The 22,631-nt window shown below is 71.7% G+C and carries 18 protein-coding genes; 15 read left to right on the top strand and 3 right to left on the bottom strand.

Going from position 1 to position 22,631, the window contains the following annotated elements:
- Positions 1-26: 26 nt before the first annotated feature.
- A complete protein-coding gene (locus GGQ69_RS07465; protein ID WP_370577127.1) occupies positions 27-2,144 on the bottom strand; it encodes a PASTA domain-containing protein in 2,118 nt (705 codons plus the stop codon).
- Between the two features lie 46 nt (positions 2,145-2,190).
- A complete protein-coding gene (locus tag GGQ69_RS07460) occupies positions 2,191-3,468 on the bottom strand; it encodes a lytic transglycosylase domain-containing protein (protein WP_183526608.1) in 1,278 nt (425 codons plus the stop codon).
- Positions 3,469-3,716: 248 nt separating this feature from the next.
- Here GGQ69_RS07460 and GGQ69_RS07455 point away from each other — a divergent pair, with 248 nt between their 5' ends.
- On the top strand, positions 3,717-4,106 hold the full coding sequence (locus GGQ69_RS07455; protein ID WP_183526605.1) for an Rv2175c family DNA-binding protein: 390 nt from the start codon (positions 3,717-3,719) through the stop codon (positions 4,104-4,106).
- A gap of 9 nt (positions 4,107-4,115) precedes the next feature.
- Here GGQ69_RS07455 and GGQ69_RS07450 read toward each other — a convergent pair whose 3' ends face one another.
- A complete protein-coding gene (locus GGQ69_RS07450; protein WP_298044820.1) occupies positions 4,116-5,225 on the bottom strand; it encodes a polyprenyl synthetase family protein in 1,110 nt (369 codons plus the stop codon).
- Between the two features lie 42 nt (positions 5,226-5,267).
- On the opposite strand from GGQ69_RS07450, the gene dinB reads away from it, so the two are divergent.
- The 14 genes from dinB (at position 5,268) to GGQ69_RS07380 (ending at position 22,559) form a co-directional block, all read left to right on the top strand.
- The gene (dinB, locus tag GGQ69_RS07445; protein ID WP_183526601.1) at positions 5,268-6,524 is read left to right on the top strand and encodes a DNA polymerase IV; all 1,257 of its coding nucleotides are present in this window, start codon (positions 5,268-5,270) and stop codon (positions 6,522-6,524) included.
- Between the two features lie 112 nt (positions 6,525-6,636).
- The gene (locus tag GGQ69_RS07440) at positions 6,637-7,005 is read left to right on the top strand and encodes a DUF3040 domain-containing protein (protein ID WP_183526584.1); all 369 of its coding nucleotides are present in this window, start codon (positions 6,637-6,639) and stop codon (positions 7,003-7,005) included.
- A 402-nt stretch (positions 7,006-7,407) separates the two neighbouring features.
- A complete protein-coding gene (gene mraZ / locus GGQ69_RS07435; RefSeq protein WP_010143394.1) occupies positions 7,408-7,839 on the top strand; it encodes a division/cell wall cluster transcriptional repressor MraZ in 432 nt (143 codons plus the stop codon).
- Positions 7,840-8,182: 343 nt separating this feature from the next.
- Positions 8,183-9,133 (top strand): 16S rRNA (cytosine(1402)-N(4))-methyltransferase RsmH, encoded by a 951-nt coding sequence (gene rsmH / locus GGQ69_RS07430; RefSeq protein WP_183526580.1) that lies wholly within the window; start codon positions 8,183-8,185, stop codon positions 9,131-9,133.
- On the top strand, positions 9,130-9,936 hold the full coding sequence (locus tag GGQ69_RS07425; protein WP_183526577.1) for a hypothetical protein: 807 nt from the start codon (positions 9,130-9,132) through the stop codon (positions 9,934-9,936). The genes rsmH and GGQ69_RS07425 overlap by 4 nt, the downstream gene beginning before the upstream one ends.
- A gap of 102 nt (positions 9,937-10,038) precedes the next feature.
- A complete protein-coding gene (locus GGQ69_RS07420; RefSeq protein ID WP_183526573.1) occupies positions 10,039-11,832 on the top strand; it encodes a penicillin-binding protein 2 in 1,794 nt (597 codons plus the stop codon).
- 7 nt (positions 11,833-11,839) lie between these two features.
- Positions 11,840-13,573 carry a Mur ligase family protein gene (locus tag GGQ69_RS07415; RefSeq protein WP_183526570.1) on the top strand — a complete coding sequence of 578 codons (1,734 nt, stop codon included), beginning with the start codon at positions 11,840-11,842 and terminating at the stop codon, positions 13,571-13,573.
- Positions 13,570-15,084, top strand: a complete 1,515-nt coding sequence (murF, locus tag GGQ69_RS07410) for a UDP-N-acetylmuramoyl-tripeptide--D-alanyl-D-alanine ligase (RefSeq protein WP_183526567.1) — start codon at positions 13,570-13,572, stop codon at positions 15,082-15,084. The genes GGQ69_RS07415 and murF overlap by 4 nt, the downstream gene beginning before the upstream one ends.
- The gene (gene mraY / locus GGQ69_RS07405) at positions 15,081-16,184 is read left to right on the top strand and encodes a phospho-N-acetylmuramoyl-pentapeptide-transferase (protein WP_183526565.1); all 1,104 of its coding nucleotides are present in this window, start codon (positions 15,081-15,083) and stop codon (positions 16,182-16,184) included. Before murF ends, mraY begins: the two co-directional genes overlap by 4 nt.
- On the top strand, positions 16,181-17,713 hold the full coding sequence (gene murD / locus GGQ69_RS07400; RefSeq protein ID WP_183526563.1) for a UDP-N-acetylmuramoyl-L-alanine--D-glutamate ligase: 1,533 nt from the start codon (positions 16,181-16,183) through the stop codon (positions 17,711-17,713). Before mraY ends, murD begins: the two co-directional genes overlap by 4 nt.
- Positions 17,714-17,724: 11 nt before the next feature.
- A complete protein-coding gene (ftsW, locus tag GGQ69_RS07395; RefSeq protein ID WP_255459443.1) occupies positions 17,725-19,125 on the top strand; it encodes a putative lipid II flippase FtsW in 1,401 nt (466 codons plus the stop codon).
- Entirely contained in the window at positions 19,125-20,246 is a 1,122-nt protein-coding gene (gene murG, locus GGQ69_RS07390) for an undecaprenyldiphospho-muramoylpentapeptide beta-N-acetylglucosaminyltransferase (protein WP_183526560.1), read from the top strand. The genes ftsW and murG overlap by 1 nt, the downstream gene beginning before the upstream one ends.
- On the top strand, positions 20,243-21,766 hold the full coding sequence (murC, locus tag GGQ69_RS07385) for a UDP-N-acetylmuramate--L-alanine ligase (protein WP_183526557.1): 1,524 nt from the start codon (positions 20,243-20,245) through the stop codon (positions 21,764-21,766). Before murG ends, murC begins: the two co-directional genes overlap by 4 nt.
- Positions 21,753-22,559 carry a cell division protein FtsQ/DivIB gene (locus GGQ69_RS07380; RefSeq protein ID WP_183526554.1) on the top strand — a complete coding sequence of 269 codons (807 nt, stop codon included), beginning with the start codon at positions 21,753-21,755 and terminating at the stop codon, positions 22,557-22,559. The genes murC and GGQ69_RS07380 overlap by 14 nt, the downstream gene beginning before the upstream one ends.
- Positions 22,560-22,631 lie beyond the last annotated feature (72 nt).

The raw sequence follows: 22,631 nt of genomic DNA, 5'->3' as shown, positions 1-22,631 counted from the left end.
GCGCGTGACGCCCCGGCGCAGCCGCCTCAGAGGATGACGATGCGCACGGTCGAGCCCGAAGGGGCCTGGCTGCCGGGCTCGGGGGTCTGACTGCGGACAGTGCCCTCCCGGTCTCCGAAGAGTTCCCCGAGGATCCGCGTCTCCTCCACGGTGAAGCCGGCGTCCTCGAGGATTCCGCGGGCACGTCCCGTGGGCTGGCCGGTGACGTCGGGCACCGTGACGGAGGCCGGCCCGTCCGACACCACGACGGCGACCGGACGTCCGCCGCGCAGGCTCGCCCCGGCGTCCGGTTCCTGGCGGATCACCAGCCCCTTGTCCACGGTGTCCGAGTGCTCCGTGGAGACCCGGCCCAGGCTCAAACCCGCCCCGTCGAGTGCCCGTGCGGCCTCCTCGCGTGCCAGGCCGGTGACGTCCGGCACGTCGAACAGTTCCGGTCCCAGAGACACGGTGACCAGCACGGTGTTGAACCTGCGCAGCTCGGTACCGGGACCCGGATCCGTGGAGATCACGCTGTCCTCGGCCACCACGTCATGGTGGACGCTGGCCAGCGAGTAACCGACCCCGGTCTGCTGCAGCTCCTCCACCGCCGCGGCCTTGCTGTGCCCCTCCACGTCAGGGACGACCACCAGGGCGCCCGGCCCTGAACCGAAGAACCAGCCGGCCAGGACCAGGACCGCGGTCAGGATGAGCACGACCGCCGCCCAGATCCACATCCGCGTCCCGCTCCGCCGCCCCAGGTCCTCAGTGGGGGTGCGGGCACGCCGGATCGCCTGGCGTCGCTGCTGCCGCGTGGAGGGCGGCCTGGGGGACCTGCCCGAGGAGCGGGGAAGCAGTGGGCCGGGGACGGTGCCACGATCCTGGGGCGGGTCCGTCGGTGCACCGGCGCCCGGGTGCCCGGAACCGCCGGGGCGGCGACCCGGGTCCGGTGGCAGGCTGGGCAGGACCGAGGTGCGTTGGGTGCCCGGTGCGGGAAGGACCGTGGTGACTCCCGGGTCCAGGCCCTCCGTGGCACCGGCGTCACCGATCACGTCCGTGGCATCCCCGGGGACCTCGTCCGTGTCCTCGTCGTGGCCCCCGTCCACCCCGTATCCCGCGTCCCGGTACGCGTCGTCCATGGCGGGAGCCCCCGCGTTGACCGCGGGGGGCACGGCGCCGAAGGCCTCGGTGGCCTGACCCCCCGCCCGGGCCTCGTCGTCGGGATCCGCGCCGACCCGCCCGAACGCCTCCGTGGACCCTTCCCCGGCGATGCCGGCCGCGATGACCGGTGGCTCGAAATCGAGGTCCGCGTCCGCCATCGTCGAGCGCAGGTGCCGGATCTCGGTGAGCAGGACCCCGGCGTCTGCCGGCCGGTCCCGCGGGTTCTGGGCGGTGCACCACAACACGAACCGGTCGAGGGCGTCCGCGAGTCCGGGGATACGGCCGGAGGGCGGCGGGACCTCGTTGTTGACGTGCTGATAGGCGACCTGGATGGGGGAGGAGCCGACGAACGGCTGCCGCCCGGTGAGCATCTCGTAGGCCATGATGCCGACCGCGTAGATGTCGCTGCGTTCGTCGGCGGGGGATCCGCTCACCAGCTCCGGGGAGATGTAGGCCACGGTGCCCACGAGGGCCGCACCGATGCCCGTGAAGTCGGTGGTCGCCCGGGCGAGGCCGAAGTCGGCCACCTTGATCTGCCCGTCGCGGGACACCAGGACGTTCTCCGGCTTCATGTCCCGGTGGACCAGTCCGGCCCGGTGGGCTGCCGCGAGCCCGTCCACGATCGCCTCCAGGTAGGCCAGGGCCACCCGGGGGGTCATCGCCCGGCGGCGCTGCAGCACGGTCCGGAGCGTGTACCCGGGGACGTACTCCATCACCAGATAGGCGAGGTCCCCGTCGGGGCGTTCGTCCACGCCCTGGTCCAGGACGTTGACGACGTGGGGGTGGGACAGCCTGGCCGCCGTCTTGGCCTCGAGCTCGAACCGTTCCACCAGCGCAGGGTTCTCGGCCAGGTGCGGATACAGCACCTTCAGGGCGACCTCGCGGTCCAGGCGCCGGTCGACCGCCAGGTACACCGTGGACATCCCGCCCCGGGCCAGGCGGGACCGTATCTCGTACCGTCCCTCGATAACGGTCCCGTTCAGGGGGTCGGTGCGGCGTTCCTTCACCATTACAGGGTAGACCGGGAGACCGGACGCACCGGGGACGCGGGGGTCAGAACCGCTGCATGTACCCCTTGACCTTGGACACGTACCGCTTGGTGTCCGGGTACATGCCGTTGCGCGTCACCCCGCCCAGCCCCTGGTAGTACGCCGCGATGCCGATGTCCACCGACGGGGCGTTGCGCTGCAGCTGGCGGATGATGGCGACACCCGCGGTGGCGTTGTCGTAGGGGTCCAGCAGGTTGAGCTTGCGCCCCACCAGCTCGGAGGCCCAGGTGCCCGAGGACGGGATGACCTGCATGGCGCCGATGGCGTTGGCGGGGGAGACGGCGGCATGGTTGAAGCTGGACTCCGCGAAGGAGTGCGCCAGCGCGAGGCTCGGGTCCACGCCCATCCGCCGCGCCGTGTCGGCGATGATCGCCTGCATCTGGGACCGTGAGGGAACACCGGCGCCCAGCAGGGCGCGCTTGTTCGCGTTGGCCGAGGACACCACATGGTCCGGGTAGGTGTAGTGGAGGAATGTGCTCGGCACGAGGTCGTTGCCGGGTGCCGCCCCCTGGCCGGCCGCGCTGGAGAGCTTGAGGGTCTGGCCGGGGTGGATGATCGCGGCGGAGGACAGCCCGTTGGCCTTGAGCAGGGTGGAGAGGCCGATGCCGTTGCGGGTGGCGATGCCGGACAGGGTGTCCCCGGCCTTGACCGTGTAGGTCCCGGCCGAGGCCCGGGAGGTGGAGGACTGCTGGCCGGCGGCGCCGGAGAGCTTGAGGGTCTGGCCGGGGTGGATGATCGCGGCGGAGGACAGCCCGTTGGCCTTGAGCAGGGTGGAGAGGCCGATGCCGTTGCGGGTGGCGATGCCGGAGAGGGTGTCCCCGGCCTTGACCGTGTAGGTCCCGGCCGAGGCCCGGGAGGTGGAGGACTGCTGGCCGGCGGTGCCGGAGAGCTTGAGGGTCTGGCCGGGGTGGATGATCGCGGCGGAGGACAGCCCGTTGGCCTTGAGCAGGGTGGAGAGGCTGATCCCGTGGCGGGTGGCGATGCCGTAGAGGGTGTCCCCGGCCTTCACCGTGTGGGTGGCCGCCGTCCTGGACGCCTGGGTGGCCCCGGTCGGAGCGACGAATGCTGCCGGCAGGCTGGAGGCCAGCGTCGTGGAGGACAGTCGCACCTGGGCCGTCTCGATGTTGACGGACGTGGCCGACCGGGGCGCCAGCGCCTGTCGGGGCGCGTCGGCAGCCGCGGGGGCCGCCAGGGCCGCTGATCCCAGCACCAGCAGGGGCAGGGTGGACGTGGCCACGGCGGACCTCAGCAGGCGCGGTGTACCGGTCGGGCGTTCAGGCATGGATTTCCTCTGCGGTGGGGCACCGAAGGACATGTCGCGGGCAGTGTGACTGGCGTGACAATCCTTGGCTGATGGTGCCTGTGATCAGAATGTGACGTACGACAACGTACCGGACGATGTTTATCGAAAGGTAATCATTACCGTAACGATAAGGTAACCATGGCGTGTCGTCCTCCGTGGCCTCAGGCTGCCCCGCGGCGCATGTCAAGGGCTTTCAGAGAATTCCCGCCGATCGCTACTCTGGAGCGGTGACTACAACGGACCACCACAAGAACCCGTCATCGGAACAGCCCCTGGAAGACCTGGTCGGAGAGTGGGTTCCCTTCCCTGACCTGGCCGAGCGCTGGGACATCCCCGTGACCCGGGTGCACAACATGGTCAATGACGGCCGCCTGCTGGCCTCCCGCATCGGGGAGAACGCCTATCGGGCCGTGCCCGCCCTGTTCGTGCAGGAGGACGGCCCCCTGGAGGCGCTGCGGGGGACCGTCTCCGTGCTGAAGGACGCGGGCTTCAGCGAGGACCAGGCCATCCGCTGGTTGTTCACCGCCGACGACTCGCTTCCCGGCCGTCCGGTGGACGCGCTGCGCGAGGGGCGCAAGACCGAGATCCGGCGCCGCGCGCAGGCGCTGGCCTGGTAGCGGGCCGTCCTAGCGGCCATGCCGCAGGATGCGGTGCGCCAGACGGGCGAGCCCGTCCCGCACCGCATGGTCCACCGTCATCTCGTCCAGGGCGCGCAGGGCCTGGTCGCCCAGCGTGGCGACCTCGTCCTCGACCCGGGCCCTGGCCCCGCACTCGGTCAGCAGCGACTGGAGCCGCGCCACTGACTCGGGCGTGAGGTCCGGATCACCCAACGAATTCTCCAGGATCTTCGCCTGGCCCGGAGGCAGCAGGGAGAGGGCGTGGGCCACCAGCTCGGTGCGCTTGCCCTCCCTCAGGTCGTCCCCGGCCGGTTTCCCGGTGACCTCGGGATCGCCGAACACGCCCAGCAGGTCGTCCTGCAGCTGGAAGGCCTCACCCAGGGGGAGGGAGAACGCCTCGTAGTAGGTCAGGGGTGCGCCGTCCGTGTCCGCCAGCACCCCGCCGAGGTTGAGTGGGTGCACCACCGAGTACCGGGCGGACTTGTACCGCAGGACGGTGCGCGCACGGGCCAGTGCCTCAGCAGGATCCTGTCCGGGCACCTCGACCTCGTCGAGGACATCGAGGTACTGGCCGGCCATCACCTCGAAGCGCATCCGGTTGAACATGGTCCTTCCGGCGGCCGGCGATTCCGTGGCATCCGCCGCGTGGGCGAACACCTCCTCGCTCAGGGCCAGGCACAGGTCCCCGGTCAGGATCGCGGCGGACGTCCCGAAGTGCTCGGGGTCCTGACGCCATCCCGCCTGCTGGTGACGGGCGGCGAAGGCCCGGTGGATGCTGGGTTCCCCGCGGCGCGTATCGGACCGGTCGAGGATGTCGTCGTGGATCAGCGCCGCGGCCTGGAACAGCTCCAGGCCCACCGCGGCGTCGATGATCCGCTGGTCGTCCACGGCGCCACCGGCGCCGCGCCATCCCCACCAGGCGAGGATGGCCCGCACGCGCTTGCCGCCGCGCACCAGGCCGGCGATGGCCTCGACCAGGGGGGCTGCCGACGTCGAGATCTCCTCGGCGCTGCGCCGGTAGTCGGCGAGCAGTGCGGACATCCGGCGGTCCACCGCCTCGACGAAGGCCTCCTCCGGGAGGCGGTCCTGACAGGGGGATGCGGGGGCTGAGGATGGCACGTCCTCCAGCCTACCGTCGGGACATCGGCCTAGGCTGGAGCCATGGATGAACGCTATTCCGCCGGGGGACCACCGCCGGCGGCCCAGGATCCATCCTGGGATGCCGTCATCCTCCACGTGGACATGGACGCCTTCTTCCTCTCCGTCGAGTTGCTCGAACGCCCGGAGCTCAGGGGCCGGCCAGCCCTCGTGGCCCACCGGGGCGGGCGTTCCGTGGTGCTCTCCGCCTCGTACGAGGCACGGCGCAGTGGCGTGCGCTCGGCGATGCCGCTGGCGCACGCCCTCGCGCTCTGCCCGGGGGTCGCGGTGGTGGAACCACGGCACGAGGGGTACACCGCCGCGTCCCGTCAGGTGATGGACATCCTGGGATCGTTCACCCCGGTGATGGAGCAGCTCAGTATCGACGAGGCCTTCCTCGATGTCTCCGGGGCCCGACGCCGGCTCGGCCCGCCGGCCCGGATCGGCGCCCTGATCCGTGAGCGCGTCCGGGAACGGACGGGGTTGCCGTGCACCGTGGGTGCGGCCACCACCAAGTCCGTGGCCAAGATCGCCTCGACCCGCGCCAAGCCGGACGGGCTCGGCGTGGTTCCCGGTGCGCAGACCCGGGCGTTCCTGGACCCGCTGCCGGTCTCGGCGCTCTGGGGTGTGGGCCCCGTGCTGCAGCGCAGGCTCGTCGAGGCCGGCCTGGAGACCGTCGGTGACATCGCCGCCCAGTCGCCCCGACGCATGCAACGCTGGCTCGGGTCCAATGGGCCGGCCCTGGTCGATCTGGCCCGCGGTATCGACCACCGGGCGGTGGTGCCCGAACGGGAGGCCAAGTCCCTGGGGGTGGAGCGGACGTTCGACGTGGACGTGACGGACCGGGAGGAGTTGCACAGGATCCTCGTGGCGCTCTCCCACGAATGCGCCTTCCGGCTCCGCCGGGCCGGGGTCCGTGCCGGGGCGATCTCCGTCAAGCTCAAGGCTCCTGACCTGACCGTGCGGAACAGGTCCCGCTCCCTGGCGGTGCCGGTGGACTCGGCCGGACCCCTGGCCGAGGCGGCCGAGGAGCTGCTGGCGGAACTGCTGGATGCACGGCGGCACCCGGCCCGGCTGGTGGGCCTTCGCGCCGAGCGCCTCAGCGGCGCCGGCGACGCCGTGCAGGACGCTCTTCCCTGGGAGGACGAGGGGTCAGAGGCGGACTGGTCCGAGGCGGACCGCGTCGCGGACGACATCCGGCGCAAATTCCCCTCCGCGGCACTGCGGCCGGCGACCCTCGTGGACGGCCGACCGGCACCCCGGCGCCCGCGCCTACGCTGATCGCGGAAAAGTCCGGTCCGAGCGGGTCGACCGGCGTTGCCGATATGGCGTGGCGTGCGGCCCGGGCCCTATGCTAGTACTACGAAATTCGTGGCTGGAGGAGGAGGCAGCGATGCCGTTGTCTGAGCGGGAGCAGAAGCTCCTGGAGCAGCTGGAGCAACAGCTGAACGCCGAGGACCCGCACTTTGCCACGAGCATGAGTGAGACGGGGACCTCTCGGTTCTCGACCTCGCGACTGGTCGCCGGAGCGGTGGCTGCGGCGGTCGGCCTCGGAGTCATGCTCTGGGGAATCTCCCAGCAGGCGATCTGGCTGGGCATCATCGGCTTCGTCCTGATGGCCGTGGGCGTCTACGTCGGCACGGCGCGGACCAAGGCCGGTTCAACGGGCCGGGCGTCCGGGACGGCATCGGCCAAGAAGAACTCTGCCTTCATGGACGGACTCGAGCAGCGCTGGGAGCAGCGCCGCCATCAGGACCCGTGACGGTGGCAGCAGCCCGTCACGACTGATCCACCCCGGGACCCCGCCGCATCGCGGCGGGGTCCTCTCGTTGTCCTGCCTTCCTCCACCGGGCCGCCCCACATCCCTCCACCGGGCCGCCCCACATCCCTCCACCGGGCCGCCCCACATCCCTCCACCCCGGTCATTCCGGCGGGATCACCGGCCCCTGAGTGGCCCTGGAGCGGGGGTGGCCGACGTTCGCCCCGCGACGACTCTGGGTGAACCCCACGCCACATCAGCGCAGGTCAGAGGCCATTTCGCGCGGTGGTGGGGGCGGCGCGTGGCTTGACGGTGGAGGGTAGTGGGGTAAAGTGGAGGGCATCAGAGGATGGTGGTGTTGAGGGAGGCTCAAGCGGCCCTTTCGGACGGCAAAGGCGGTGCTCCATGTTCTTGGGGACCTACACGCCTCGGCTGGACGAGAAGGCCCGTCTGATCCTCCCGGCGAAGTTCCGCGAGGAGCTAGCCGACGGTCTGGTCCTCACCCGGGGACAGGAACGGTGCATCTACGTCTTCAGTGCTCGCGAGTTCGAGAGGGTTCACGAGCAGATGAGGTCGGCTCCGCTGTCCTCACGCCAGGCCAGGGACTACATCCGTGTCTTCCTGTCAGGGGCCTCTGACGAGGTTCCGGACAAGCAGGGGCGGATCACCATCCCAGGACCGCTGCGCAGTTATGCGGGACTGGACCGGGACGTGGCGGTCATCGGAGCCGGTACGCGAGCCGAGATCTGGGATGCCGAGGCCTGGAACTCCTACTTGGAGGACCAGGAGAACGCCTTCTCGGAGACCGATGAGGAAGTCCTCCCGGGGATCTTCTGACCGGCCGGCCCCTCCGTCCTTCGGCGGCAGGGGTCGCACACAACCGAACAGCGCGGATTCTTGCATGAGACCTCCAGCCGCCCCAGGCCGGACCTGACCCGACTTCCCCCGGGCCGGGCACGGAACCGGTGAGCGATTCCGGCCCTGACCCGACTTCCCCCGGGCCAGGCACGGAAGACGTGCGGATGGGGATCTGATCCAAGGGTCCGCCTGTCACTTAATGGGGTCCTCTGCCGTCGCGAGCCGGACGGGGACCAGCGGAACCGGACGAGGTCGAGCGTGGAAAGGGACTCACGGCTTGGGTGAAGAGCAGAGACCGGCACAGGACCGGCACATTCCCGTCATGCGCGACCGCGTCCTGGACCTGCTCTCCCCGGGACTCGACGCTGCCCGCGACGCCGGGCGCCGCCCCGTCGCGCTGGACGGCACCCTGGGCATGGGGGGACACGCCGAGGCGATCCTCCGGCGACACCCGGATGCCGTCGTCGTGGGGATCGACCGGGACACCGAGGCCCTGCGCCTGGCGACCGAGCGCCTGGCCTGGGCCGGTGACCGGTTGCGGACCTGGCACGGGACCTATGACGGTGTGGCCGAGGCACTGGCCTCGGCCGGTGTCGCCGAGGCCGATGCCATGCTCTTCGACCTGGGCGTCTCCTCGTACCAGCTGGACGAGCGTGAGCGCGGTTTCGCCTACTCCTACGACGCGCCGCTGGACATGCGCATGGACACGACCGGGGGGATCACCGCCGCCGACGTCGTGAACGAGTACGACGAGGACCGCCTGCGCCGGATCATCCGGTCCTGGGGCGAGGAGAAGTTCGCCGGCAGGATCGCCTCGGCCATCGTCCGTGCCCGCCAGGAGGCGCCCTTCGAGACCACCGGCCGGCTCGTGGAGGTCATCCGTTCGGCCGTCCCCGCCGCGGCCGGCCGCAGCGGTGGGCATCCCGCCAAGCGCACGTTCCAGGCCCTCCGGATCGAGGTCAACGAGGAGCTCGACGTGCTCGAGGCGATGCTGCCGGCGGCGATGCGTGCCCTGTCGGTGGGCGGGCGGCTCGTGGTCATGAGCTATCACTCGCTCGAGGACCGGATCACCAAGAAGGCCATCACGGCACAGTCCACCTCCACGGCTCCTCCCGGGTTCCCGGTCGAACTGGAGGACCACGCACCGGTGGTCCGCGTCCTGACTAGGGGCGTGGACAAACCCACGGAAAAAGAAATCGAAGAAAACCCTCGCGCCTCCTCAGCAAAAGTGCGCGCTATTGAGAAGATCAGACCATCAAGGAGCACAGCATGACCGCAACGCAGCAGCGCACTGCCATGCAGCAGCCCGTCCACGCCCGCGAGAGCACCGCTCCGCAGCTGGACCAGGCTGCTCCTTGGCAACCCACCATCAGCCCCGAGTACCGTGCCGCGCCGGCGGGTACCCCGGGCGAGGAGAACCGGGCCCGGACCCCGCTGGCCGTCGTCCCGGCACCGGTCAGGAGGACCGGCCGGGGCTTCGTCGCCCTGTGCGTCGGAATCCTGGCCCTTGCGCTGCTGGCCGTGCTGGTGGTCAACATCACAGTCTCGAACCGGCAGTACGACATGGTCGGGCTCAAGAGCGAGCAGCTGGACCTGACCCAGTCGAACGAGCTGCTGCGCCAGCAGGTCGAGCACCTCGAGGCTCCGCAGAACCTCGCTGCCGAGGCCGACCGGCTGGGCATGGTGAAGCCGGGGGACATCGCCGCGGTGGACCTCGCCACCGGCCGGGTCACCGGCGCCGCCACCTCCGCCCAGGGCGAGGACGGGCCGACCGGCCTGATCGCCGCGCCCGTCGGACCGGGCGAGCGGGCTGCCGCTGAGGCCGAGGCCCGCGAGACCGGCGTCGAGCCGGGGAGCGAAGCGGACGGGACGACGGCATCCGAGGCGCCGGCCCCCGTGCAGTCCGAACAGGACACGGCGGCTGGTCAGGACACGGCGGCTGGTCAGGACGCCGGGGCCGATCAGGAGGTCGCGGCCGGACAGGACCGGTCCGAGGGCGCCACCTCCGGCGCCGCCCGGGAGCTCAACGGGGGGACGATTCCCGCTCCGCAGTTCGCCGCCGGCAGCGCCGACTGAGACGCATCGCCGGAGAGCCTCCGGCCTGAACCACTCCCGAGGAACTGAGGAACGACCGGACGACGGCCATGCCGTGGTGACCGGCAGGAAGGACTGCAGCAGATGGCCCAGGCATCCGACGCCCGAAGCGCCACGGACGTGACCGGCAGGCGCCTGCGCCTGGGCATGGTCATCGCCCTGGTCCTTCTGGCGGTGCTGGGCCTGCGGCTGGTCTTCATCCAGGGGGTGGACGCCTCCGGCAACGCGCAGGACGCCATGAAGGAGCGGTTGCGCTCCGTGACGGTGGCGCCCGACCGCGGATCCATCCTGGACTCCCAGGGACGGGTGATGGCGGCCTCGGTGGCCCGCTACGACCTGGTGGCCGACCAGCGGCTGGTGAAGGACTTCCGGCGCTGGGACGCCGAGAGCGCCTCGATGGTCGACGTGTCCCTGTCCGACTCACTTGACCGGCTCTCCGGGATCCTGGGCATGGACCGTGCCGAGCTCGAGGCCCGCATGGTCGGCGACCGCCCGTACAAGGTCGTGTCCAAGGGGGTCACGCCGGAGGTCAAGGACCAGGCCCTGGATCTCGGCATCCCGGGCCTGCTGGCCGAGCCCGTCACCGAACGCACCTACCCCAACGGGTCGGTGGCCGGTTCGATCCTGGGCTTCGTCGGGGGGGACGGCACCCCGCTCGAGGGCCTGGAGCTGAGCCAGGACGAGCAGCTCTCCGGCGAACCCGGCAAGCGCACCTACGAGATCTCCGCCGACGGCGTGCGCATCCCGAACGCGGAGTTCTCCGAGGAACCCGCCGTCGACGGCCAGGACGTTCGGCTGACCATCGACCAGGACGTCCAGTGGTTCGCGCAGGAGGCGATCGCCGCGAAGACGGAGTCCTACGACGCCCTGTGGGGCAACATCGTGGTGATGGACGCCAGGACCGGTGAGCTTCTGGCCATGGCCGACTCGACCACGGTGGACCCCTCCGACCCGACGGCCACGGACGGCCTCTTCTGGCGGCCCACCGCCCTGACCCAGTCCTACGAGCCCGGTTCCACCGGCAAGGTCCCCACCTTCGCCACCGCGCTCGAGGTCGGCGGCGTGGAGCCGACCGACGCCTACGAGGTGCCCAACAAGCAGGAGTTCGACGGGCAGATCATCAACGACTCGATGCCCCACGACACCTACGAGATGACGACGGCCGGCATCTTCACCCGGTCCTACAACACCGGCACGGTCCAGGTGGCCCAGAGCGTCGACGACCAGACCCGCTACGAGTACATGAAGAAGCTCGGGATCGGCGAACACGTGGACATCGGCCTGCCCGGCAGCAACAAGGGCATCCTGGTGCCGCCCGAGCAGTGGGACGGCCGTCAGCGGCTCACCACGATGTTCGGCCAGGGATACACCCAGACCACGCTGCACATGGCGCAGGTCTTCCAGACCATCGCCAACGGCGGGGTCCAGCGTCGCCCCCAGCTGATCGACGCCTACATCGACCCCGACGGCTCGGAACACGTGCAGCCGGACCCCGAGGGCACCCGGATCTACTCCGAGGAGACGGCGGAGGAGATGCTGCGGATGATGGAGGGCGTCGTCCAGGTGGGGACCGCCGGGCCGGCCAAGATCCCCGGGTACCGCGTGGGTGGCAAGACCGGTACGGGCGAGGCCGCTGGCGTCGGTGGCTACAACGGCTACACGACCTCCTTCACCGGCGTGGCCCCGCTGGACGACCCCCGGTTCGTCGTGGCCGTCTCCGTCCACCGCCCGCAGGGGAACTGGCGGAACTGGGAGGTCGAGGACACGGCCGCCGAGGTCCTGTCCTACCTGTTGAACCAGTACAGCGTCCCGCCCTCGGACGCGGCACCGCAACACTACGATGTCTTCACCGACGAGCCCCAGAAACGACCCTGGTAGACCCCGGATGACCACACCACTTTCTCCCGCCGCGCAGGACGCGGCCTTCCGACCCGCCGAGATCGAGCCGATGCGCTGGGATGAGCTGCTCGCCGGACTGGACCGCGCGGGCCAGCCCGCCGACGTCGTCGGCAGCACCGCGGACCGTCCCGGTCCCACCGGTGTCACCATGGACTCGAGGATGGTCCGGCCGGGCGACCTCTACGCCGGCGTCCCGGGGGCCTCCCGGCACGGCGCGGAGTTCGCCGGGACGGTCGTCGCCGCCGGTGCCCGGGGCATCCTGACGGACCGACAGGGCGCCCGGCTCTGCGCCGCCGCCTCCGCCGCCGGCATCCCGGTGCTCATCGTGGAGGACGTGCGCGACGCCGTCGGGCCGGCCGCCGCGGCCGTGTACGGCAACATCGGGGCCGGGCCCCGGTTGTACGGGATCACCGGGACGAACGGCAAGACCACCACGAACTACTTCCTGACGGCGCTGCTGGGCGCACTCGGGGAGACCACCGGCATGATCGGGACGATCGAGATCCGGGCCGGCCAGCGCGTGGTCCCCAGCACCCTGACCACCCCGGAGTCCACCCAGTTGCACGCCCTGATGGCCCTGATGCGCCAGGAGGACGTCTCCTCGGCGGTGATGGAGGTGTCCTCGCACTCGGTCAGCTACCGGCGCATCGCGGGACTGCACTACGCGGTGGCCGGGTTCACCAACCTCACCCAGGACCACCTGGACCTGCACGGTTCCATGGACGACTACTTCCGGGCCAAGGCCGGACTGTTCGACGCCGGCCGCACGGACCGTGCCGTGATCACCCTCGACGGCGGACCGGATGCGCCCGACGCCGACGGGCAGACGTGGGGGACCAGGATGGCCGCACAGGCCGGTTGTCCGGTCGTGACCGTGGCCCTGGGCCCCGCGGCCGACCACGGGGGCCGCCCTCTGAGCGGCGACTGGACCGTCACGGACCTCGTCGCGGAGGGCATGGGCCACCGGTTCACGCTGCGGCACGCCGCCTCCGGGCGGGACGTCACCGGCTCCACCGGACTGCCCGGGCGGTTCAACGTCGCCAATGCGGCCCTGGCCGCCGTGATGGTGTTGGAGTCCCGGCCGCCGGCGGACTGGGACCGGATCGCCGCGGTGCTCGACGCACCCGTGGGGGAGGGCCCCTTCGCCACCGCCGTGCCCGGGCGCATGGAGGTCGTCGGCCGCGCCCCGGACGCGATCGTCGACTTCGCGCACAACCCCGACGGGATGGTCCGCGCCCTCGAATCGGTCCGCGAGGCACGGCGCGCCACCGGAAACGACACCGGGCGGACGATCCTGGTCTTCGGGGCGACCGGTGACCGGGACCGGGCCAAGCGCCCGGGCATGGGCCGGATCGCCGCGGAGTGGGCCGATGTCGTGATCGTCACGGACGACGACCCGCACACCGAGCCCCCGGCCGGGATCAGGACCGAGGTCCTGCAGGGGGTCCACGAGGGCGTGCGGACGGCGGCCGCGGCCGGCCGCACCGTCCAGGTGCACGAGTCGGCGCCACGCCAGGACGCGATCGAGCTGGCCGTGTCCTTGGCCACACCGGCCGACACCGTCCTGCTCGCCGGCCGCGGCCATGAGACCGTGCAGGACATGGACGGAGTGGACATCCCGCTCGACGATCGCGTCGAGCTGCGGGACGCCCTGGCCCGGCACGGCCACGGTCCCTCCCCGGTTTCCCCCGAGGCTGCACGTAAAGTTGACGGGTCATGATCGAACTCACCGCCTCCGCCATCGCCGGGGCCACCGGGGGCGTCCTCACCGCCTCGGCGTCCCCTGACCTGCTGGTCAGCGCAGCCACCACCGACTCCCGCGAGGTCACTCCGGGGACCCTGTTCATCGCCAAGCCGGGCGAGCAGGCCGACGGGCACGACTTCATCCCGGCGGCACGGTCCGCCGGCGCCACCCTCGTGCTCGCCGAGCGCGAGACCGCCGACGCCGGGGGACAGGCCGACCCGGCCGTCATCGTCGACGACGTGGTCCTGGCCATGGGACGGCTGGCGGCGTTCATCGTCGCCCGAATCCGCGAGCACTCGCCGACCACCGTCATCGGCATCACCGGGTCGGCGGGCAAGACCACCACGAAGGACCTGCTGGCGGGCATCCTGGGCACCGACGGTCCCACCGTGGCCCCGCAGGGCTCCTACAACGGGGAGGTGGGCGTCCCGCTGACCGTGTTCCGGGCCGACTTGGACACCCGCTACCTGGTGGTCGAGATGGGTGCCGACGGGATCGGCAACATCGAGTACCTGGCGGACATGGTCCGCCCGGACATCGGTGTGGTCCTGATGGTCGGCAGCGCCCACGCCGGCAAGTTCGGCGGCGTGGAGAACATCGCCCGGACCAAGGGCGAACTGGTGGAGGCGCTGCCGGCGGACGGCGTGGCCGTCCTGAACCGTGACGACGCCCGGGTGGCCGCGATGGTGGACCGGACCTCCGCCCGGCTGGCCTGGTTCTCCACCGAGGACGGCAGCTTCCCGCTGGTCGACGCGGACGTGGCCGACGGCACCGCCGACTTCTCCGCCCTGGCCGCGAACCTGACCACCACCGAGGGGCAGCACCCCGAGTTCGACCTGCGACTGGGTGCGGGCACCGCAGCCGAGGCCCATCACGTGGTCTCCGGACTGATCGGCAGGCACCACGCCACGAACATCGCCGCCGCCGCAGCGGCCGCCCATGCCGCAGGGCTGCCGGCCGGCAGGATCGCCGCCGCCCTCGACGGGGCGGGAGCCACGAGCCGCCGGCGGATGGAGCGCACCGACCGGCCGGACGGGGTGACGATCATCAATGACGCGTACAACGCCAACCCGGAGTCCATGCGGGCCGCCCTGAAGACGCTGGCGATGATCGGCCGTTCCACGGGGCGCCGGACGTGGGCCGTGCTGGGGGAGATGCTCGAACTGGGCGACGCCCGCATCGCCGAGCACACCGCGATCGGCACGGCCGTGGTCCGGTTGAACATCGACCAGCTCGTGGTGGTCGGCCGCGGTGCCCGACCGCTCTACACCTCCGCCGTCAACGAGGGCTCCTGGGGGGACGAGATCGACTTCGCCGAGGACGTCGACGAGGCCGAGGAACTGCTCCGGCGTCGACTGGCGCCCGGGGACGTGGTGCTGTTCAAGTCCTCCAACGGCGCCGGCCTGGGGGACCTCGGGGATCGACTAGCATTGGCCCCGGCCAGCCCGGAGCCGGGAGCCGGAAGCCGGAAGGAGCAGCGCCAGTGATAGGCCTGTTGATCGGTGGTCTGCTCGGGCTGGTCCTGACGCTCGTGGGGACCCCCCTGTTCATCCGCTTCCTGGTCAGGAAGGGATACGGACAGTTCATCCGCGATGACGGACCGACCACCCACAAGACCAAGCGCGGCACCCCGACCATGGGCGGGGCCGTGTTCGTGGTGGTCACCGTGGTGGCCTACTTCCTGACGCACTGGATCCTGGGTGGCCTCGGACTGGAGAACGCCGGGCCCACCGCCTCGGCGATGACCCTGCTGTTCCTCATGGCCGGCATGGGACTGGTCGGGTTCCTGGACGACTTCAGCAAGATCTCCAACCAGCGCTCCCTCGGACTGACGCCCTGGGCGAAGATCGTCCTGCAGGGCGTGGTGGGCACCGCCTTCGCGGTCCTCGCCCTGAACTTCCCGGACGGGCGCGGGCTGACCCCCGCCTCGACGTCCATCTCCTTCGTGCGTGACCTGCCGATCGACCTGGCCTTCGCCGGCCCGGTCATGGGTCTGATCCTGTTCGTGGTCTGGTCCAACCTGATCACCACGGCCACCACCAACGCGGTGAACCTGACCGACGGCCTGGACGGCCTGGCCACCGGCGCCACCGCCATGATCACCGCCGCCTACATGCTGATCACCATCTTCCAGTCCAACCAGGCGTGCTCCACGTCCGGGGCGACGCCGGGCTGCTACGAGGTCCGTGACCCGCTGGACCTCGCCATGCTCGCGGCGATCCTCACCGGCTCGCTCATGGGCTTCCTGTGGTGGAACACCTCGCCGGCGAAGATCTTCATGGGGGACACGGGATCGCTGGCCCTCGGTGGGGCCCTGGCCGGGTTCGCCATCCTGTCCCGCACCGAACTGCTCGTCATCATCCTGGCCGGGCTGATGGTCCTCATCACCCTGTCCGTGATCATCCAGGTCGGCTACTTCAAGCTCTCCGGTGGCAAGCGCGTGTTCCTCATGGCGCCGCTGCAGCACCACTTCGAGCTCAAGGGCTGGGCGGAGGTCACGGTGGTCGTGCGGTTCTGGCTGATCGGCCTGCTCTGCGTGGTCCTCGGCGTATCCCTCTTCTACGGCGAGTGGGTGCTGGTCCGATGACGGCCGGGAGCACCGCCGGTCATCCCCGGCTCGACGACCTGACCACGTGGGACGCGGACTGGTCCGGACTGCGGGTGGTCGTGGCCGGCCTCGGCCTGTCCGGGTTCTCCGCAGCCGACACCCTGGCCGAGCTCGGGGCCGACGTCGTGGTCGTGGACGGCCGGGACAGCCCGGAGAACCGTGCCCGGGCGGACACCCTGAGGATCGTCGGGGTCCGGGAGGTCCTGCTGGGCGAGGACCACGCGCGGTCCCTTCCCGACGTCGGCGGGTCTCCCGCCGAGCTCGTGGTCACCTCCCCGGGATGGCGCCCGGACCAGCCGCTGCTGGCCGCGGCCGCGGATGCCGGCGTCCCGGTCTGGGGCGACGTCGAACTGGCCTGGCGGGTCCGCGAACGCGCGGGACGCAAGACGGCCGACTGGCTCGTGGTCACCGGGACCAACGGCAAGACCACCACGGTGGGCATGGTCGAGTCCATGCTGCTCGCGGCCGGCCTGCGGGCGGTGGCCTGCGGGAACGTGGGCACCCCCATCCTGGACGCGATCCGGGATCCGGAGGGCTGGGACGTGATCGCCGTGGAGCTCTCCAGCTTCCAGTTGCACTGGACCCACCACATCGAGCCGGCCGCCTCTGCCGTGCTGAACGTGGCGGAGGACCACGTGGACTGGCACGGGTCCTTCGCGGCGTACTGCGCGGACAAGGCCCGGATCTACGAGCACACCCGCGAGGCGTGCATCTTCAACGAGGCCCAGCCCGAGACCATGCGGATGGTCGAGCAGGCCGACGTCCAGGAGGGGTGCCGAGCGGTGTCCTTCACCACGGACACGCCCGGACTGTCCATGGTCGGCGTGGTCGACGGCATCCTCGTGGACCGGGCCTTCCTGGACGAACGGGCCCATCAGGCCCTGGAACTCGGACACCTCGAGGACCTCGGGCCCATCGCGCCCCGGCACCAGGTGGCCAACGCCCTGGCGGCCGCCGCCCTCGTGCGGGCCATCGGCGTGCCGCCGGAGGCCGTCCGGGACGGGCTGCGTGCCTACCGACCGGGGGAGCACCGCATCCAGCTCGTGGCCAAGGCGGACGACGTGCTGTGGATCAACGACTCCAAGGCGACCAACCCCCACGCCGCGGACGCCTCACTCGCCGCCTTCACCGACGTGGTGTGGATCGCCGGCGGACTGCCCAAGGGCGTGACCTACGACGACCTGGTCTCCCGCCACGCCCACCGCCTGCGCGCCGTGGTGCTCATCGGGGCGGATCCCAGCGAACTGGCAGGTGCCGTACAGCGACACGCACCCGACGTCCCGGTCCTGTCGACGGCGGTACGCGACACTGGAGGGGATCCCTCGGACGGCCACCGGGCCATGGACGCCGCGGTCCGGGAGGCCGATGCCGTGGCCCGGCCCGGGGACGTCGTGCTCATGGCGCCCGCGGCGGCGTCCATGGACCAGTTCACGTCCTACGCAGACCGAGGAAACGCCTTCATCGACGCCGTCGCCCGCCTCATGGAACACAAGGGGCTGAGCAGCTAAGGAGCCCACCCATGGTGACCACCCCCCAACGGCCCCTGAGCCGTACCCGGGGTCCCGCCAGGGGCCGGCGTCCCCGTCCGGGGACCGGCGCGGCCCCGTCCGCCTCCGGTACCCCCTCCGCCCGTGCGGCCGGTGGCCGCGCGGCCCGCGGCGCCGGGCCGGCCTCCGGGCCTCGGCCGGGGAGCACGCGTCGTGGCGGCCGCGGCCCGGCGCACTGGTGGCGGCGGATGTGGTCCTTCCTGGAGGGCGAAGGCTCGGCGTCATCCTATTTCCTCATCCTCGGCTGCACGCTCGCGCTGACCGTGATCGGACTGATCATGGTGCTGTCCTCCTCCTCCGTGGAGAACATCGGAGAGACGACCGGATCCTATGACCTGTTCATCCGCCAGGCCGTCTTCGCCGCCGTCGGGCTGGGTGTGATGGTCTTCCTCTCCCGGCTGAGCACGGACAGACTGCGCCGGCTGGCCTGGCCGGCGCTGGTCATCGCCATCGTGCTGCTGATGCTCGTCCTGACGCCCCTGGGCCACGAGGTCAACGGCAACCGCAACTGGATCAAGGTCGGACCGGCCACGGGACAGCCCTCGGAGGCGGCGAAACTGGCCCTGGCCCTCTGGGCGGCCGCCGTGCTCGAACGCAAGGGCCGGCTCATCGGCCAGCTCAAGCACTCCGTCGTGCCGGTGCTCTTCCCGGTGGGAGCCATCCTCCTCGGCCTGGTCATGATCGGCCGGGACCTGGGAACCGCCATGGTCATCATGCTGGTCGTGGCAGCCGTGCTGTTCCTGGCCGGCACGAGGCTGCTCTACTTCGCGGTGGCCGGAGCCGTGGCCGCGGTGGGCGCGATCATCATGGCCCTCGTCTCGGCCAACCGCACGGTGCGCATCCAGGCCTGGCTGGGCAACTGCGACTTCGCCACCGACCCGTGCTACCAGCCCCAGCACGGCCTGTACGCCCTCGCCTCCGGTGGCTGGTGGGGACTCGGGCTGGGCCAGTCCCGGCAGAAGTGGAGCTACATCCCCGAGGCGGAGAACGACTTCATCTTCACCATCCTCGGCGAGGAGCTCGGACTCGTCGGCGCCCTGCTGGTGCTCACGCTCTTCGCCGGACTGGCCGTCGGCATGTTCCGGGTCGCGCGGCGCACCGACTCCGTGTTCATCCGGATCTGCACCGGCGGCATCCTGGCCTGGATCGTGGGCCAGGCATTCATCAACATCTCCATGGTCACCGGCCTGCTGCCCGTCATCGGCGTGCCCCTGCCGTTCATCTCCTACGGCGGATCCTCCCTGACGTTCGTCCTGGCGGCCGTCGGCGTGGTCCTGGCCTTCGCCCGCGAACAGCACCGGGCGGGCCGGGCCGTCGGAGCCGGCACCGGCCCCGCCGTGGACACCCGCCCCGACACGAAGGAGGCGCACTGATGCCCGACACCCTGAACGTGGTCCTGGCCGGCGGCGGTACGGCCGGCCACATCAGCCCCATGCTCGCCATCGCCCGGGCCCTCGAGGAGACCGCGACCGAGGGCGGCCATCCCACCGCGGTGCACTGCACCATGGTGGGCACCGCCTCCGGTATGGAGACCCGTCTCGTCCCGGCCGCCGGTTACGCGCTGGACACCATCGACCGGGTCCCGATGCCCCGCCGTCCCACCATGGACCTGGTCCGCCTGCCCTCCCGCTTCCGGCGGGCCGTGGCACAGGCGGGTGACATCCTCGACCGGCGCCGCGCCGACGTCGTGGTCGGGGTGGGCGGCTACGTCTCCACCCCCGTGTACCTGGCCGCCGCCCGGCGCCGGGTGCCCGTGGTCATCCACGAGGCCAACGTCCGCGCCGGGCTGGCCAACCGCGTCGGGGCCCGCCGCGCCGCGGCCGTGGCCACCGCCTTCCCCGAGACGGTGCTGCCGGGCGCCCTGCACGTGGGGATGCCGATGCGCCGGGAGATCTCCGCCCTCGACCGGGAGGCGGCCCGCGAGCCGGCCCGGCGGGCCCTCGGCCTGGACCCCTCCGCCACCACGGTGGTGGTCACCGGCGGGTCCTCGGGCGCCCTCAACGTCAACCGGACGATCGCGGCGGCCCTCCCGGCCCTCGCCGGCGCAGGACTGCAGGTCCTGCACCTGACCGGCCGGGGCAAGCAGGTCCTGGGGCCCGACGGCGACCCGGTCGCCTCGCCCGGATACCACCAGGTCGAGTACCTGGAGGGCATGGAGCAGGCCTACGCCGCGGCCGATCTCATCGTCGCCCGCTCGGGTGCCGGCACCGTCTGCGAGCTGGCCGCCGTGGGGTTGCCCGCCGTGTTCGTCCCGCTGCCGATCGGCAACGGAGAGCAGGCCCTCAACGCCCGCGGGCTGGTGACGGCGCAGGGAGCCGTCCTGGTGAAGGACGAGTCCTTCACCGCGGACTGGGTCCGCCGAGAACTCATTCCCCTGGCCCTGGACGCCGGGCGGCTGGAGCGGATGTCCGCCGCCTCCGCCGCGCTGGGGATCCGGGATGCCGACCAGGCCATGGCGCGCCTGGTCCTGAACGCCGCAGGAGGACCCCGATGACCCGACCGACCGACGAGACCACCCCGGTGCGGCCCATGGCGCCGTCGCTGGCCGCCCTGGGCCGGGTCCACTTCCTGGGCCTGGGCGGTGTCGGCGTGTCCGGCATCGCGCGGATCATGCAGCAGCAGGGGGTGCCAATCTCCGGGACCGACGCCAAGGACCTGCCGGTGATGCACGAGCTCGAGGCCGCCGGGGCCGCGGTGTTCGTCGGCTACGACGCGCGGAACCTCGACCGGGTGGCCCAGCGGGCGGGTGGTGCCGGCGTGGACACCGTCGTGGCCTCGTCGATCGCCGGCCCGGGCAACCCCGAGTACGACGCCGCGATCGCCCGGGGCGTGCCCGTCCTGCACCGTTCCCAGGGGCTGGCCGCGGCGATGGCCGGCCACCGGGTGCTCGCGGTCGCCGGCACGCACGGCAAGACCACCACGTCCTCGATGGCGGCGATGACGTTCACCCGCGCCGGCGCCGATCCGACCTTCGCCGTCGGCGCCGCCGTCGCCGGCCTGGGGACCAACGCGCGAGCCGGCGCGGGGGAGTGGTTCATCGCCGAGGCCGACGAGTCCGACGGCACGCTGCTGAACTACCGGCCGCAGATCGCGATCGTGACGAACGTGGAGGCCGACCACCTCGACTTCTACGGCTCCGCCGACGCCGTGGTGCAGGTCTTCCGCGACTTCGCGCTGCTGCTGCCCCCGGACGGCGTGCTGGTGGCCTGTGCCGACGACCCCGGGGCCCTGGCCCTGGCCCAGTGGGTCCGCGCCGAGGCGGCCGCCGGCCGGCCCGCGCCCCGTGTCGTCACCTACGGTTCGGAGCCCGGACGGGGCGACGACCTCGTCCTGACGGACAGCGATCTGGCCGGTACGGCCGGGGGCACCGGGCAACGCGTCACCTTCCGCTGGGCCGGCGGACGCTCCACTCAGGTGGAACTGGCGGTCCCGGGCCGTCACAACGCGCTGAACGCCGCCGCGGTCCTGCTCGCCGCCCACTACGCCGGCCTGGAGGCCGAGGACGCTGCCGGCGGCCTGGAGGCCTTCCGCGGCACCGCGCGTCGGTTCGAGTTCCGGGGCGAGCGTGCCGGCGTCCGCGTCTTCGACGACTACGCGCACCACCCCACCGAGGTGGCGGCGGCCATCGCCGCCGGGCGCTCGGTGGCAGGCGGGCACCGGGTCCACGTGCTCTTCCAGCCCCACCTGTTCTCGCGCACCCGCGACTTCGCGGACGGCTTCGCGCAGGCGCTCTCGGCCGCCGACGGCGTGCGTGTCCTGCCCGTCTACGCGGCACGGGAGGAGCCGATCGCCGGGGTCGACTCGACCTTGATCACCCGGCACCTGTCCACCCTCCTGCCCGGTTCCGGGGAGGTCCCGGAGGACGCCGGTGCCGGCGTGGCCGGCCTGGTCGCCGCGGCCCGTCCCGGCGACGTCATCCTCACCATGGGCGCCGGGGACGTCACGGCCCAGGGCGGGGCGATCCTGGCGGCGCTGGCGGATCGCGACGAGGAAACCCTCGATGGCGGACGATAGGACGGACGCCGGCCCGGAGACCTCCACGACGACCGACGTGATGACCGCGGATGACGACAACGTCCTGGCCTTCCCGGAGACGCCCGAGCAGGCCCGGCGCCGGCGGGTCCGGTTGTGGCGCGTGGTCGGCGCGGCGGGCCTGGTGCTCCTGATCGTGCTCGGGGCGGTCCTGTACTTCTCCCCCCTGCTGGCCATCCGCACCATCACGGTCACGGGCACCGACCTGCTGCCGCGCGAACGGGCCGAGGCGCTGGTGCAGCCCCTGCACGGAGTGCCCCTGCCGCAGGTGGGCCAGCGGACCGTCGCGGAGCGGCTGGCGGGTGAACCCGCGGTCGAGGAGGTCAGGGTCCGGGCGGAACCGCCCGCGTCGCTGGTCGTGGAGGTCGTGGAGCACCAACCGGTCGCCCAGGTGCCGCAGGGGGATCAACGGGTGCTGTACTCGGCCCAGGGCCAGGCCGTCGCCACCCTGGGGGCGGAGGAGGCCGAACGGTACCGGCTGCCCAGTGTCTCCGATGCCGCCGACCTGACCGATCCCGAGGTCTTCGACGCGATCACGACCGTCCTGGGCTCGTTGCCGGACCCCATCCGCAACCGGATGGACTCCGCCTCGGCGCAGACGGTGGACTCCGTGACCCTGACGCTCGAGGACGGGCGCACCGTGCTCTGGGGCAACGCCGAGCACGGGGACCGGAAGGCCCAGGTCCTGGGGGCCCTGCTGAAGGTCCCGCAGGACGAGGCGGACCCGGTCGAGGAGTTCGACGTCTCGATCCCGGAATACCCGGTGACGCGATGAGCGGACCCTGCCGGAGGGCTCCTCGGGGCGCGCGAGGGCGACACGCGGGAGCGGGTCTTTGCGCGATCCGCG

This window comes from Micrococcus sp. TA1, from assembly GCF_014199555.1.
Lineage (GTDB): Bacteria > Actinomycetota > Actinomycetes > Actinomycetales > Micrococcaceae > Citricoccus.
Note: the sequence above shows the minus strand (reverse complement) of the source record. Positions and strands in the feature narration are given on the sequence as shown.

Coding starts and splice junctions, on each gene's coding strand:
- dinB (WP_183526601.1), top strand. CDS start 5,268: ATGGATGAACGCTATTCCGCCGGGGGACCACCGCCGGCGGCCCAGGAT.
- GGQ69_RS07460 (WP_183526608.1), bottom strand. CDS start 3,468: ATGCCTGAACGCCCGACCGGTACACCGCGCCTGCTGAGGTCCGCCGTG.
- ftsW (WP_255459443.1), top strand. CDS start 17,725: ATGGTGACCACCCCCCAACGGCCCCTGAGCCGTACCCGGGGTCCCGCC.
- GGQ69_RS07420 (WP_183526573.1), top strand. CDS start 10,039: ATGGCCCAGGCATCCGACGCCCGAAGCGCCACGGACGTGACCGGCAGG.
- GGQ69_RS07380 (WP_183526554.1), top strand. CDS start 21,753: ATGGCGGACGATAGGACGGACGCCGGCCCGGAGACCTCCACGACGACC.
- GGQ69_RS07425 (WP_183526577.1), top strand. CDS start 9,130: ATGACCGCAACGCAGCAGCGCACTGCCATGCAGCAGCCCGTCCACGCC.
- murF (WP_183526567.1), top strand. CDS start 13,570: ATGATCGAACTCACCGCCTCCGCCATCGCCGGGGCCACCGGGGGCGTC.
- GGQ69_RS07415 (WP_183526570.1), top strand. CDS start 11,840: ATGACCACACCACTTTCTCCCGCCGCGCAGGACGCGGCCTTCCGACCC.
- murC (WP_183526557.1), top strand. CDS start 20,243: ATGACCCGACCGACCGACGAGACCACCCCGGTGCGGCCCATGGCGCCG.
- murD (WP_183526563.1), top strand. CDS start 16,181: ATGACGGCCGGGAGCACCGCCGGTCATCCCCGGCTCGACGACCTGACC.
- rsmH (WP_183526580.1), top strand. CDS start 8,183: ATGCGCGACCGCGTCCTGGACCTGCTCTCCCCGGGACTCGACGCTGCC.
- murG (WP_183526560.1), top strand. CDS start 19,125: ATGCCCGACACCCTGAACGTGGTCCTGGCCGGCGGCGGTACGGCCGGC.
- mraZ (WP_010143394.1), top strand. CDS start 7,408: ATGTTCTTGGGGACCTACACGCCTCGGCTGGACGAGAAGGCCCGTCTG.
- GGQ69_RS07440 (WP_183526584.1), top strand. CDS start 6,637: ATGCCGTTGTCTGAGCGGGAGCAGAAGCTCCTGGAGCAGCTGGAGCAA.